The 12,918-nt window shown below is 70.1% G+C and carries 11 protein-coding genes; 9 read left to right on the top strand and 2 right to left on the bottom strand.

Going from position 1 to position 12,918, the window contains the following annotated elements:
- Positions 1–21 precede the first annotated feature (21 nt).
- Positions 22–486: a MarR family winged helix-turn-helix transcriptional regulator gene (locus GH681_RS06730; RefSeq protein WP_153160689.1), complete on the top strand. Its 465-nt coding sequence runs from the start codon at positions 22–24 to the stop codon at positions 484–486.
- Between the two features lie 34 nt (positions 487–520).
- On the top strand, positions 521–1,303 hold the full coding sequence (locus GH681_RS06725; RefSeq protein ID WP_153160687.1) for a gamma-glutamyl-gamma-aminobutyrate hydrolase family protein: 783 nt from the start codon (positions 521–523) through the stop codon (positions 1,301–1,303).
- On the opposite strand, the gene GH681_RS06720 is transcribed toward GH681_RS06725, so the two are convergent.
- Together GH681_RS06720 and GH681_RS06715 are read right to left on the bottom strand one after the other, a co-directional pair.
- On the bottom strand, positions 1,300–1,518 hold the full coding sequence (locus GH681_RS06720) for a hypothetical protein (RefSeq protein ID WP_153160686.1): 219 nt from the start codon (positions 1,516–1,518) through the stop codon (positions 1,300–1,302). The genes GH681_RS06725 and GH681_RS06720 overlap by 4 nt on opposite strands.
- A complete protein-coding gene (locus GH681_RS06715; protein ID WP_153160685.1) occupies positions 1,499–2,161 on the bottom strand; it encodes a class II aldolase/adducin family protein in 663 nt (220 codons plus the stop codon). The genes GH681_RS06720 and GH681_RS06715 overlap by 20 nt, the downstream gene beginning before the upstream one ends.
- 136 nt (positions 2,162–2,297) lie before the next feature.
- On the opposite strand from GH681_RS06715, the gene GH681_RS06710 reads away from it, so the two are divergent.
- The 7 genes from GH681_RS06710 to GH681_RS06680 all read left to right on the top strand — a co-directional run bounded on the left by GH681_RS06710 (position 2,298) and on the right by GH681_RS06680 (position 12,829).
- Positions 2,298–2,771 carry an Rrf2 family transcriptional regulator gene (locus GH681_RS06710; protein WP_153160684.1) on the top strand — a complete coding sequence of 158 codons (474 nt, stop codon included), beginning with the start codon at positions 2,298–2,300 and terminating at the stop codon, positions 2,769–2,771.
- Positions 2,772–3,108: 337 nt separating this feature from the next.
- Positions 3,109–3,933: an NAD(+) diphosphatase gene (gene nudC / locus GH681_RS06705; protein ID WP_153160683.1), complete on the top strand. Its 825-nt coding sequence runs from the start codon at positions 3,109–3,111 to the stop codon at positions 3,931–3,933.
- A 19-nt stretch (positions 3,934–3,952) separates the two neighbouring features.
- On the top strand, positions 3,953–5,233 hold the full coding sequence (locus GH681_RS06700; RefSeq protein WP_153160682.1) for a glycerate kinase: 1,281 nt from the start codon (positions 3,953–3,955) through the stop codon (positions 5,231–5,233).
- 124 nt (positions 5,234–5,357) lie between these two features.
- Complete coding sequence (locus tag GH681_RS06695) at positions 5,358–5,927, top strand: YfiR family protein (protein WP_194271158.1); 570 nt, start codon at positions 5,358–5,360, stop codon at positions 5,925–5,927.
- On the top strand, positions 5,924–8,689 hold the full coding sequence (locus tag GH681_RS06690; RefSeq protein WP_153160680.1) for an ATP-binding protein: 2,766 nt from the start codon (positions 5,924–5,926) through the stop codon (positions 8,687–8,689). The genes GH681_RS06695 and GH681_RS06690 overlap by 4 nt, the downstream gene beginning before the upstream one ends.
- Entirely contained in the window at positions 8,682–10,811 is a 2,130-nt protein-coding gene (locus tag GH681_RS06685; protein WP_153160679.1) for a bifunctional diguanylate cyclase/phosphodiesterase, read from the top strand. The genes GH681_RS06690 and GH681_RS06685 overlap by 8 nt, the downstream gene beginning before the upstream one ends.
- Entirely contained in the window at positions 10,808–12,829 is a 2,022-nt protein-coding gene (locus tag GH681_RS06680) for a TonB-dependent siderophore receptor (protein ID WP_153160678.1), read from the top strand. Before GH681_RS06685 ends, GH681_RS06680 begins: the two co-directional genes overlap by 4 nt.
- Positions 12,830–12,918: the final 89 nt, after the last annotated feature.

Genomic DNA, 12,918 nt, shown 5'->3' with positions numbered 1-12,918 from the left:
GACGCAGCCGATGAACTGCCCATGGACACCATGCCCCTGGTGGTGCTCAAGCAGTTCCGGGTGATCTACGGGTCGGTGCGCCAGCACTTCCGGGATGTCGAGCAGCGATGCGGGGTGTCCGGGTCGCAGCTGTGGCTGATCCACGAGATTGCGCGAACGCCTGGCTGCGGGGTGTCTGAGCTGGCCAGCCGGCTGTCGATCCACCAATCCACCTGCAGCCAGCTGGTCGAGAAGCTCATCGCCAAGGGGCTGGTGAGCAAGGTGCGCAAGCCGGATGACCAGCGCCGCGTCGGCCTGCATCTGCAGGACGAGGCCGCCCGGGTGCTGGCCCTGGCTCCCGGGCCGTTCGAGGGCGTGCTGCCCCAGGCGCTGCAGGGGTTGCCGTCCGAGGTGCTGGCTCAGTTGCACCAGAACCTCGCCCAGGTGGTGGCCAATCTCACCGATCGGGATGAGCAGTCTGCGGAGCGTCCGCTGTCCGATCTTTGACGAAACAGGGGCTCGTGCCCCGGGAGGAGGCATCATGGCCCGCAATGCCACAATCAGGATTGGCCTGTCAGCGAGGCTGTTCCATCCCCAGGACGGCGCGACCGGTCTCCAGTCGAAGACGCTGCAGGTGCTGGAGCAATCCATCGCCCACTGGGTGATGTCCCGCAACGTGCTGGTCCTGATGGTGCCGTCCATCCTCAAGGACGGGCCGATCCACCGCAGCGACATCCGTCTGCGGGATTACGCGGATTTTCTCGACGGGCTCGTCCTCCAGGGCGGGGCTGACGTCAGCCCCGAAGCCTACGGCGAGCAGCCTCTCCGGGCGGATTGGGCCGGTGACCGGGTGCGGGACGCCTACGAGATGGAGTTGCTGCACGAGTTTGTCGAGGCGGGCAAGCCGGTACTGGGGATCTGCCGGGGCATGCAGCTGATCAACGTCGCCTTCGGGGGCTCGCTTCACCAGGACATCCCGACCCAGTTCGGGGCCGGCGTCATGCATCAGGCCGACGCCTATGACATGCACAGTCACGGAGTGGTCTTCACCGAGGGCGGGCAGTTCGCCCGGTGGTTCGGATCGCCGGGTGGCGGGGAGGTGGTGTCCATCCACCACCAGTGCGTCCGTGCCCTGGGACGCGATCTGGTCGTCGAGGCCACGGCCCCCGAGGACGGGATGATCGAGGCGATCAGGCACTCCGGCCACCGCTTCGTGGTCGGGGTGCAATGGCACCCCGAGTTCCACGCCGCCGGCGCGACACGCCTGCTCGACTGCGCCCCGCTGCTCGATGCCTTCCACCAGGCGGCGCGCAACGCGCGTTAGGTGGGCTGGGCGGCCAGGATCGCCACGTAGCCGAGCTTGAAGAAGGCCGCCGACACGGGCAGCGCCAGGTGTCCGGCGATCTGGATGCCCATGCTGAAGCGGTCGGCCAGCGGGTAGGCGATGGCGGTCGAGGCGATCATCCCGAGGCCGGCGACGACCATCATCGCCCGGCCGGTGGTGAGCACCCGGCGCGGGTCAGGGGCGGGCTTGGGCATGGTGGGCTCCTTGGGTGGCGGTGGCCGGCTGGCCGGCGGTGAGGGCGATGCGGCAGATGTGCTCCAGCCGCTCCACGTGTTCAAAGGCTTCCCAGGGCGTCTTGCCGACGGCCACCACGCCGTGGCGGTCGAGCCCGACGATGTGAGGCGCCGGGCCGAGGGCCGGCTTGAACGCGGCCTCGCAGGCTTCGGCAAGTTCCTCGCTGGTGGCGGGCAGGGCCGGCACGTCAGGCCCGACCCGGGTGTAGCGGGTGACCTCCGGGAAGTCCGCCGACAGCTCGGCCAGCCGGTGCCCCGCGTAGAGCGCCGCGACGATGTGGGTCGGGTGCAGGTGCAGCACCGTGAGGTTGCGGCTGGCGAACAGGGCCTGCAGGCGGCGGTGGAGTTCCAGTTCGCCCGACGGCCGCGGCCAGGCGTCCGGCGCGGGCGTCTGGTCGGCCGGGACGAACACGAACTGGGTGGGCACCAGCGCGTGCTTGATCACGCCGCTGGCCGACACCAGAAAGCCGCGGCGGTCGGTCATCGCCACCGACACGTTGCCGTCGCGGGTGCTGATCCAGCCCAGCTCGTAGGCCCGCCGCATCACGGCGCAGGCCTGCTCGACCACGGGGTGTTCGGGCGGGGTGTCCTTCTTCTCGATCATGGCGCTCTCCGTTGGGGTTGTTTGAAGTGGACTCTAGAATGCATCTTTTAAAGAGTCAACGAAAATGAATCTTTACGGAAATCCCCTATAATCGAAGGGTCAATCACCCCACGTCCCCGGATCGCGACCGCCGACCATGCACATCACCCTGCACACGGACTACGCTCTGCGCGTCCTGATCTACCTGGCCTCCAACGACGAGCGCCTGCCGACGATCCAGGAAATCTCCGAGCGCTTCGACATCTCGCGCAGTCACCTGATGAAGGTGGTCAATCAGCTGATCCGCAATGGTTTTGTGGAAGGCATCCGCGGCAAGGGCGGCGGCCTGCGTCTGGCCCGGCCGCCAGCGGGGATCGGCATTGGCGACGTGGTGCGCAAGATGGAGACCGACCTGTCGCTGGTGGAATGCTTCACCGACACCAGCCGCTGCCTGCTCACCTCGAGCTGCAAGCTGCGGGGCGTGCTCGACGACGCGCTGGAGGCCTTCTTCGCGTCGCTGGACAAGGTGACCCTCGCCCAGCTGCTGGGGCCCGCCCAGCGGCAGATCCTCTTCATGCCCCAGCGCCCGCCCGTGCCTGCCACCGACCGCGGCGCCCCCGCCGACGGCTGAACGCACGTCGCGCTTTGCAGCGCAGATCCCGGGCTGGCCGAGGCTGATCCGGGGCCTCGGCACGCGCCTTCATGGCCCACGCCGGGCGTCATCCGGCCGCTGACCCCCGCTTTTCTGCCCGAACTTCTTCCGGCTCGCCGGAGGCGCCGCCGCGTTCTTTCGCCGGGTGAAATCACGGCGCTACCCCCTATGCCTTTCGAAATATATCGAAGGTAATGCCCCGGGTGATTCATAATGGGTACTTTCGAGCCGTGTTGCAGTGCGCTGCGAGCCCCCCGGCGGCGCGCGCTTTGCCTACAATCCTGATATCCCCCGACCACCCGAAGCCCATCTGCCGATGAATTCGCCTCTTTCCGATACCGATCAACTCGCCGACGCCCGAGGCTGGTGGTTCGTCCAGCGCGGCCGGGAAGTCCTTCTCGACGAGACGGGCGGCGTGCCCTGCGGCCCCAACCCGCTGCTCGGGCTCGATCCGCTGCCGGCGCTGCAGGTGGGCGAGTTCGACGGCATGCCGTGCTTTGCCGTCGAGCTGCCGCTGGATGCGCCCTTCGGCGGCTTCTTCGGCGACCCGAAGCGCCTCTACGACAGCCTGCCGCTCCCGGCCCGCACGCCCTTGTCGCGGGCGCTGGAGGTGCTCGAATGGGATCGCACCCACCGCTTCTGCGGCAGCTGCGGCGCGCCCACCGAGCACCGTGGCGCGGGGATCGTGCGCCACTGCAGCAACGATGCCTGCGGCCGCGAGCACTTTCCGCGCGTCTCGCCGGTGGTGATCATGGCCGTCGAGCGCGGCGAGGAGATCCTCCTCGGGCGCTCCCATCACTTCCCGCCGGGCGTCTACAGCGTGCTGGCCGGTTTCGTGGATGCCGGCGAGAGCGCCGAGCAGGCCGTGCACCGGGAGATCTTCGAGGAGACCGCTCTGGCCATCCGCGACGTGCGCTACTTCACCAGCCAGCCGTGGCCGTTTCCCCATTCGCTGATGCTCGGTTTCCAGGCCCAGTGGGCCGGCGGCGAGATCGTCTGCGACCCGCGCGAGATCGAGGACGCCGCCTTCTTTCATGTGGATCGGTTGCCCAAGACCTTCCGCTTCAGTTCAACCCTGTCGTTCTGGCTGATCCAGGACTTCTGCAAACGCCACGGCCGCCCTTGGCCGGACGGCGCCTGACCCGCCCCGGAGACAACCGATGTCGATTTCCCCCCGCGACCTGCTGACGCGGATGTTCACCGCAGCCGTCAATGCCGCCCAGCCCGAGCATTGTCTGCCCCGCTTCCTGCCCAAACCGCCCAAGAAGGGCCGCACCATCGTGATCGGCGCCGGCAAGGCCTCGGCCGAGATGGCCCGGGTGCTCGAACGTCACTGGCCGGGCGAGCTCACCGGCCTCGTCGTCACCCGCTACGGCCACGCCGTGCCCTGCGAGCGCATCCAGATCGTCCAGGCCGCCCACCCGGTGCCGGATGGCGCCGGCCGCGCCGCGGCGGGCCGCATGCTCGACATGGGGCGCCAGGTGACCGCCGACGATCTGGTGATCTGCCTGATCTCCGGCGGCGGCTCGGCTCTGTTGCCGCTGCCCGGCGACAACATGATGCTGCAGGACAAGCAGGCCATCTCCCGGGCGCTGCTCAAAAGCGGCGCGACCATCTCCGAGATCAACTGCGTGCGTCGCCACCTGTCGGCGGTCAAGGGCGGCCGGCTGGCGGCGGCCTTCCATCCGGCGCGGGTGGTCAATCTGCTGATCTCCGACGTGCCCGGCGACAACCCGGTGGACATCGCCTCCGGCCCCACGGTGGGCGACCCCACCACCTGCGCCGACGCCCTCGACATCGTCCGCCGCTACGCCATCGAGCTGCCCAAGGGCGCCCGCTGGCTGCTCGAGACCGGCGAGGGCGAGACGGTGAAGCCGGATGACCCGCGCCTCGCCCGGGTCGAGACCCACCTCATCGCCACCCCGCAGATGGCCCTCGAGGCCGCCGCAGAGGTGGCTCGCAAGGCCGGCGTCACGCCGGTGATCCTCGGCGACAGCATCGAGGGCGAAGCCCGCGACGTGGCCAAGGTGATCGCCGCCATTGCCCTCCAGGCAAAGCGCCATGGCCAGCCGGCCGGCGCGCCCTGCGTGCTGCTGTCGGGCGGCGAGACGACCGTCACCGTGCGCGGCGCGGGGCGCGGCGGGCGCAACGTGGAGTTCCTGCTCGGCCTCGCCCTGGCCCTCGACGGGGCGCCGGACATCTTCGCGGTGGCCGGTGACACCGACGGCGTGGACGGCCTGGAGGACATCGCCGGCGCCTTCGTCACCCCGGACACCCTCGCCCGCGCCTGGGCGCTGGGCATCCGCCCTCGCGACAGCCTCGACGCCAACGACGGGCATGGCTTCTTCGGGGCGCTGGGCGACGCCCTCGTCACCGGCCCGACGCTCACCAACGTCAATGATTTCCGTGCCGTGCTGGTGGGCCTGCCGGGCAAGGGCTGAGCACTGACGGAGGGCCGGGCGGGGTCAAGAATCGACCCGTCCGGCCGTTATCTCCGTCATGATTTGCGCGCATTTTTCGGCCTGACCGATGACGCCGGGGCTCAACCCTCCGGGCGTCGTTGCGGTGGGGGCCTCTTCCTTCTCCACGCCGCCGCGCCGGGTTCCGCGCCTGAGCCGGCTTGCGCTTGCGGGCCTGCTGTTGCTGGCGGCCTGCTTTCCGGGGGGCGCCGCGGCCGAGACGGCGTCCGAGGCCCAGCTCCGGGCCGCGTATCTGGTCAATTTCCTGAAATACGTCGAATGGCCCGCCGCCATCACGGGGGCCAACATCTGTGTGCTCGGCCGTGACAGCCTGGCCGGGCCGCTGGCGTCCTACGAAGGGCGGCTGATCCAGGGGCGGGAGATCCGCATCCGCCGGGTCAGCCAGCCCGAGCAACTGGCCGACTGCCAGGAGGTGTTCGTGCCGGACGGCGACGAAGAGCGCTTTGCCGGCGCGATCCGCAACCTGGGCCGGCAGCCGGTGCTCACCGTCGGCGAGAACGCCCGTTTTGTCGAGCAGGGCGGCGGCGTGGCTCTGGTGCGGGTGGACAACCGGCTGGTGTTCGACGTGAATCTGCCCGTGCTGCAGCGGGCCGGGCTGAAGGTCAGCCCGCAGATGCTGCGGCTTGCGCGGGACGTTGTCGGAGGCCATCGATGAGCCGCTTCGGCCCCGCCCTCGACGCCCGCATCGCCGCGCTCCCGATCCGCCGCAAGCTGACGCTGATCGTGGCCATCGCGGTGGCGGTCGGGCTCGCCTTCGTGTTCGTGATCGTCGGGGCCGGCGAGCTGCGCGAGAACTACGCGGCGCGGGTGGCCAAGCTGCGCGCGGTGGCCGACGTGGTGGCCTTCAACGCCTCGGCGGTGCTCGACTTTCAGGACACCGGCGGCGCCACCAACCTCTTCCGGGCCTTCGAAAGCGATCCCGACATCGTCGCGGCGCACCTCGTCCAGAAGGGCGGTGGTTTCAGCCACACCTACACGGCGAAGGGCTGGCAGGCGCCCCTGCCGCCGCCGACGACCCGCCTCGCCGAGCATTTCACCACCCACTTCGACTGGGTCACCCTGTCGGTGATGGTGCCGATGTACAGCGGCGGCGAGTTGATCGGATCGCTGGCGGTGGTCAGCCGGCTCGACAACCTGTGGGGAGCCGTCGCGCTGCAGTTCCTGCTTTTCGGGGTGGCGCTGGCGCTGGCCTTCGTCCTGGCCACGGCGGTGGCGATGCGCCTCCAGCGCTCCATGAGCGGTGCCATCACCGCCCTCACCGAGACCGCCCGGCAGGTGTCCGAATCCCGCGACTTTGCCCTGCGCGCCACCCGCACCACCGGCGACGAGATCGGCGAGCTGGCCGACGCCTTCAACACCATGCTCGGCGAGCTGGCCACCCGCGACCGGGAGCTCGCCGCCCACCGGGAGCGCCTCGAGGAGACCGTCCACACCCGCACCGCCGAACTGCGCCTCGCGAAGGACGCGGCCGAGAGCGCCAACCGGGCCAAGAGCCAGTTCCTGGCCAACATGAGCCACGAGATCCGCACCCCGATGAACGGCATCATCGGCATCGCCGAGCTGCTCGACGCCAGCACGCTGGATGCCCGTCAGCGGGATCTCCTCGCCAACCAGCGTTCGTCGGCCACGACCCTGCTCCATCTGCTCAACGACATCCTCGACTTTTCGCGGATGGAGGCCGGCAGCCTGCAGCTCGAGGCCGTGCCCTTCAACCTGCGCGAGACCATCGAGCAGACCGCGGCGGTGTTTGCGCCGGCTGCCCGCAAGAAGGGCTTCGAGCTGTGCCTCGACATCGCCCCGGCGATGCCCGATCTGTTCCGCGGCGATCCGCACCGGATGCGCCAGATCCTCAACAACCTCATCAGCAACGCCATCAAGTTCACCGAGCGCGGCGAGGTGCGCATCCAGTGCGCGCTCGTCTCCGGGGAGCCGGCGCCCTGCGTGCGCCTGGCGGTGTGCGACAGCGGCATCGGCATCGACGCCGAGGCCATCGGGCGGATCTTCGACCCCTTCCGCCAGGCCGACAACTCCACCAGCCGGCGCTACGGCGGCTCGGGCCTCGGGCTGGCGATCGTCCATGACCTGGTGGCGCTGATGGGCGGCCAGGTGAGCGTGCGCAGCGAAGTGGGCGTCGGGTCCACCTTCGAGCTGGCGCTGCCCCTGCTGCCCATCGACCGGCTGCGGCGCCTGCCGGCCTGGGTGGGCGGGCTGCGCGGGCAGCGGGTGACGGTGATCTGTGCCGACCTGGAGCGGGGCGCCCGCTGTGCCGGCGCGCTGGCCATGGGCGGCATCGACGCCAGCATCGTCAGCGCCTGCAGCACCGCCCTCGACGCCCTGGCCGCCGGGCGGGTGGACGCGGTGGTCGTCGAGGAGGCGCTGTGCCTCGCCATGGCTGCCGCCCATCCCGATTTTGTCGGGCCCGGCGTGCCGGTGCTCTTCGTGCGCAGCTTCGCCACCCCGGAAGACCTGCGTCTGGCGGTGCCGGCGTGGGTTGGCGCCGAGGTGCATGAGCCGGTCTCCGACATCGCCCTGTGGCGCGGCCTGGCCGGGCTGCTGGGGGTGGATACCGGCTTTGTCCGGGTGCGCCCCGATCTGGGCGGTCTGCCCGCCGGGCTGCGGGTGCTGATGGTCGAGGACAACCAGGTGAATCAGCTGGTGCTCAACGAGATGCTGCGCAACTGCGGCTGCGCGTGCACCCTCGCCGACAACGGCGAGGAGGCCCTGGCGATTCTCGCCGGGCAACAGTTCGACGTGGTGCTGATGGACATGCAGATGCCGGTGATGGACGGCCTCACCGCGACCCGCGAGCTGCGCCGCCGCGAAGCTGCCGAGGGTCGTCCCCGCCAGCTGGTGATTGCCCTTACCGCCAACGCGCTCGCCGGCGACCGGGAGATGTGCATCGAGGCGGGCATGGACGACTACGTCGCCAAGCCGGTCACCTTCGACGCCCTGCGCGCCGCCTTCACCCGCTCGATGCCGGCGGGGCGGCTGGCGCAAGCCCAGGCCGGAGAGGTCGCCGCGCCGGTGGCGCCCGTCACCACCGCCGAGGCGGCGCTGCCGGTGTTCGATGTCGAGATCCTGCGGGCCACCCTCGGCGTAGGGGCGGCCGATGTGCTGCCGGCGGTGCTGTCGTCGTATCTCACCGAAGGCGGGCGGAATGTCGACACCCTGGCGGGCATCGGCGACGACTTCGACCGCCAGCTGGTCACCCGCCTCCTGCACAACCTGAAGAGCTCCAGCGCCGCCATCGGCGCCCAGGCCTTCTCGGCCCTGTGCCGGGTGGCCGAGCAGGCCGCGCGGGAGGACGACTGGGACGCCATGCGCCGGCACATCCCCGAGCTGGTGGCGGCCTTCGAGCCAGTCCGGGCCGCGGTCGCTGCCCGCCTGCAGGACGAAGGGGAGGCCCGCCATGAATGAAGTGCGCGTGCTGGTGGTGGACGACGAACCGGTGACCCGCATCATCACCGACAAGGTGCTGCAGGCCCAGGGTTTCACGGTGCGCTCCGCCGAATCGGCCGAGGCGGCCTTTGCGCTCCTGGCCGACGATTTCCGCCCCGACCTGATCCTCCTCGACGTGGTGATGCCCGGCATGAGCGGTTACGAAGCCTGCCGCCGGCTGCGCGCCGATGCCCGCTACGAGCACCTGCCGATCGTGATGCTCACGGCGCTCGACGACCAGAAATCCATCGACGAGGCCTATTTCAGCGGCGCCACCGACTTCATCACCAAGCCCCTCAACATGCCGCTGCTGCCGCACCGGGTGCGCCACCTGCTGCGCTCGGCGATGACCTTCCAGCAGCTCATGACGAGCCGCGAGACCCTGCTCAACACCCAGAAGCTGGCCGGGCTGGGCGACTGGACGCTGGACAGCAGCGGGGCCTTGCTCGAGTGTTCGGAGCAGTTCCGGGCGCTGCTGGGCATCGGCCGGCCGCCGCGTCCGGCCAGCGCGCTGCTGGCCCGCGTCCATCCCGAGGATCGGGCGCGGGTCGAGGCGGCCCGGGCCGGGCTGCGGGGCGGCGCCGGCTATGAGATCGAATACCGGCTGGTGGGGCCCGACGGCGCCGTCACCCACCTGCTGGAGGTCGGCTACCCCAACGCCCCCGACGCCCCGCCCGGCGCCCACGGCTACACCCAGGACATCACCAAGCGCGTCGAGGTGGAGGCCCAGGTGCGTCGGCTGGCGTGGTTCGATCCCCTCACCGGGCTGCGCAACCGCTCGCGGATGGTCGAGCTGATGGCCGACGAGATGGCCGGGCCCGACGGGGCGGCTGGTGTCCTCAACCTGTTCTTCGTCCATCTCACCGGCTTGCGCAAGTTTGCCCTGCTGTTTGGCCAGGCCCGCGCGGATGCGGCGCTGCGGGCCTTCGTGGAGCGGCTGCGGCGTTTTCTGGCCGCCGATGCCGCCGCCCTGGCCGGGCTGCCGGACGACGCCCTGGCAGGCGTCGGTCTGGGCCGCTACGACGAGGCCGATTTCATGCTGAGCCTTCCGGGTGACCATTCGCTGCCGGCGCTCGCGCGCTTCGCCGAGGCCCTGCTGGCGGCCATCGCCGCACCGCTGGAAGTGGCCGCCGACGATCCGGGCGAGGCCTTCAGCCTGGCTCCCGCCATCGGCGTGAGCCGCAGCCCGGCCGACGCCCGCGATGTCCATGGGCTGATCCACTGCGCCATGCGCAGCGCCATCCGCGGCGCCGTCGAGGGCGGCAACCGGGTGGTGTTCTTCGATCCCGCCCACGAGGCCGAGCTGGCCGCCCGCCACTTGCTGGAGCGCCAGCTCCGCGTGGCCATCGACCACGGAGACCAGCTCGAACTGTATTTCCAGCCCAAGGTGGACGCCCTCTCCGGGGCACCGGTCGGCGCCGAGGTGTTGCTGCGCTGGCAGCACCCGGAGCGCGGCATGGTCAGCCCCGGCGAGTTCATCCCGCTGGCCGAACAGAGCGGCCTCATCCGGCCGATGACCGACTGGCTGCTGGCCCGGGCGGTGGATCAGATCGCCGCGTGGCGGGCCGCGGGGCTCACGCCGGGGCGGGTCAGCATCAACATGTCGGCCCACAGCTTCTATGGCGGCGGGGTGGTGCGGCTGATCGACGAGGTGCTTGCGCGCACCGGCGTGCCGGCGACGCAGCTGGTCGTCGAGATCACCGAAGGCACCCTGATGCACGACCACGTGGCCGCGCTGCAGGTGCTCAACGCCCTGCGCGAGCGCCAGATCGGGATCTCCCTCGACGACTTCGGCACCGGCTATTCGTCCCTCGGCTACCTCCAGCGCTTCCCCATCGACGAGATCAAGGTCGATCGCTCCTTCGTCACCGACCTGGACAGCAACCCCGGCAACCAGGCGCTGGTGAGCGCCATCGTCGGGCTCGGCCGGGCGCTGGGGCTGGCGGTGGTGGCCGAAGGGGTCGAAACCGAGGCCCAGGCCGGCCACCTGCGCCGCCTCGGCTGCCACATCCTTCAAGGCTTTCTGTATGGCCGGCCGATGCCGGCGGCGGATTTCGCCACCTACATTGCCCGACCTTTCCGGAGTGCATCCGCATCATGATGCCCATACCTCGCCTCCGCCGTGCCCCGCCGCCCCGCCTGCGTGTGCTCGCGGCGCTGCTCGCCGCCACCCTGGCGCCGCTGCCCGCCCTGGCCGCCGCCCGGCTCGACGGCATCGCCATGTCCCTCGAAGAGCTGGCCGAGGTGCGCATCCTCGCCACGCCCAAGTTTGCCGAGGACGCCGAACATTCCCCGTCGGCGATCTCCATCGTCACCCGCGCCGACATCCGCACTTTTGGCTGGCGCACCCTGGCCGACGTGCTGCGCTCGCTGCAGGGCTTCACCGTCACCGACGACCACACCTATTCGTACGCCGGCGTGCGCGGCGTGTCGGCGCCGGGGGATTACCGCCAGCGCTTCCAGGTGCTCATCGACGGGATGAGCGTCAATGAGAACGTCTTTGCCAGCGTGCCGGTGGATTCGGCCTTTCCCCTCGATCTCGACCTCGTCGAGCGCATCGAGGTGATCCGCGGGCCCAGCGCCTCGGTGTATGGCGGCGATTCGATGTTCGGGGTGGTCAATCTGGTCACCCGCAGCGGCGACAGCCTGAACGGCAACGAGGCGGCCCTGTCGCTCGGTAGCGGCCTGGACCGTCGCGCCCGCCTGACCCGCGGCGGCGAGACCGATGGTGGCATCGGCTACCTGGTGTCGGCCAGCGGGTTCAATGCCCAGGGCCAGGGGATGGATTTTCCCGAGATGGGCGCGGCCGGTATCGACACCCGCGCCACCCGGCTGCGCGGCGAAACCGGCGGGCGGCTGTTCGCCCAGCTGCGCAGCAACGACTGGCGCGCCACGCTGACCCACTCCGAGCGGGACCGCATCGTGCCCACCGGCAGCTACACCACCGATTTCAACGACCCGGCGCACCGGGAGAAGGACGTCTTCACCCTGGCCGAACTCGGCGCCGTGCAGGCGCTGGACAGTGACACCACGGTGCACGAGCGGGTGTATTTCGGCCGCTATCGTTACCGGGGCGTGTTTCCCTACACCGAAGCCCCCGATTACGTCCTCAACCGGGACGACGTGGTGGGCGAGTGGTGGGGCATGGAGGGGCGGGTGGTCAGCCGTGCGCTGGCCGGCCAGCGCTGGACGGTCGGCGCCGAGCTGCGCGAGAACCTGCGCCAGGACCAGAAGAACGCCGACCCGGGCTACGGCTGCTACGGCCTGTCGACAAGCCCTTGCCTCGACAGCCGCGAGCAAAGTCGCCTGTTCAACCTGTATGCCCAGAACGAGATCAACCTGGGCCCGGCCACCTTGCTCACCCTCGGGATGCGCTTCGACCAGCGCTTTGGCGGCAACCGTCACTGGAGCCCCCGCGTCGGGCTGGTCCACGAAACCGCAAACGCCGGCATCTTCAAGCTGCTCTACGCCAGCGCCTTCCGCGATCCGACGGTGTTCGAGCGCTTCTACACCACCCCGACCTACATCTACGGCAACCCCGTGCTCCGCTCCGAGCGCATGCAGTCGGTCGAGGCGGCATGGGAAAAACGGATCGGCAACGGCCGGCTGATGGCTTCGGCCTATCTGTTCCGCCTGAAGGACCTGATCGCCCCGGACGCCGACACCGGCGTGGTGCGCAACAGCGGGCCGCTCACCGGGCAGGGGCTGGAGCTGGAGTACGAGCAGCGCTGGCTCGACCGCTACAGCCTGCGCACCGGCTACACCTTCCAGCAGCCCCGGGGCGACGGCGGCCGTCCGGAGAACGCGCCGCGCCACATGCTCAAGGCCAATCTGGGCGCCGAACTGGGCGGCGGTTTCATCGCCGGCCTCGAGGGCCAGTACGTCAGCACCCGGCTCACCGGTGACGGCGGGCGGCGTGTCCCCGACTACGCCATCGCCAACCTCAACCTGCGCTACCTGCCAGCCGGTCAGGCGTGGGAGCTGGCGCTGGGCCTGTACAACCTTTTCGATGTCCGCTTCAGCGAGCCCGCCGCCGGCGACACGACCGTTGCCGGCGCGCGCTGGACGATGCCGCAGCTGGGGCGGACCGCAATGCTCACCGCCAGGCTGGGTTTCTGAGGCGGGCAGTGCAAATTCCGTCAATCGGATTGACCTTTCCGCCGATCTGAGCCGGCGGGGTTTTCAGCCCGGCGGGGCGTCGTACACTG

This window comes from Zoogloea sp. 1C4, assembly GCF_009469605.1.
Classification (GTDB): Bacteria; Pseudomonadota; Gammaproteobacteria; order Burkholderiales; family Rhodocyclaceae; genus Zoogloea; species Zoogloea oryzae.
Note: the sequence above shows the minus strand (reverse complement) of the source record. Positions and strands in the feature narration are given on the sequence as shown.

Coding starts and splice junctions, on each gene's coding strand:
- GH681_RS06730 (WP_153160689.1), top strand. CDS start 22: ATGGACACCATGCCCCTGGTGGTGCTCAAGCAGTTCCGGGTGATCTAC.
- GH681_RS06690 (WP_153160680.1), top strand. CDS start 5,924: ATGAGCCGCTTCGGCCCCGCCCTCGACGCCCGCATCGCCGCGCTCCCG.
- GH681_RS06715 (WP_153160685.1), bottom strand. CDS start 2,161: ATGATCGAGAAGAAGGACACCCCGCCCGAACACCCCGTGGTCGAGCAG.
- nudC (WP_153160683.1), top strand. CDS start 3,109: ATGAATTCGCCTCTTTCCGATACCGATCAACTCGCCGACGCCCGAGGC.
- GH681_RS06700 (WP_153160682.1), top strand. CDS start 3,953: ATGTCGATTTCCCCCCGCGACCTGCTGACGCGGATGTTCACCGCAGCC.
- GH681_RS06720 (WP_153160686.1), bottom strand. CDS start 1,518: ATGCCCAAGCCCGCCCCTGACCCGCGCCGGGTGCTCACCACCGGCCGG.
- GH681_RS06725 (WP_153160687.1), top strand. CDS start 521: ATGGCCCGCAATGCCACAATCAGGATTGGCCTGTCAGCGAGGCTGTTC.
- GH681_RS06685 (WP_153160679.1), top strand. CDS start 8,682: ATGAATGAAGTGCGCGTGCTGGTGGTGGACGACGAACCGGTGACCCGC.
- GH681_RS06680 (WP_153160678.1), top strand. CDS start 10,808: ATGATGCCCATACCTCGCCTCCGCCGTGCCCCGCCGCCCCGCCTGCGT.
- GH681_RS06710 (WP_153160684.1), top strand. CDS start 2,298: ATGCACATCACCCTGCACACGGACTACGCTCTGCGCGTCCTGATCTAC.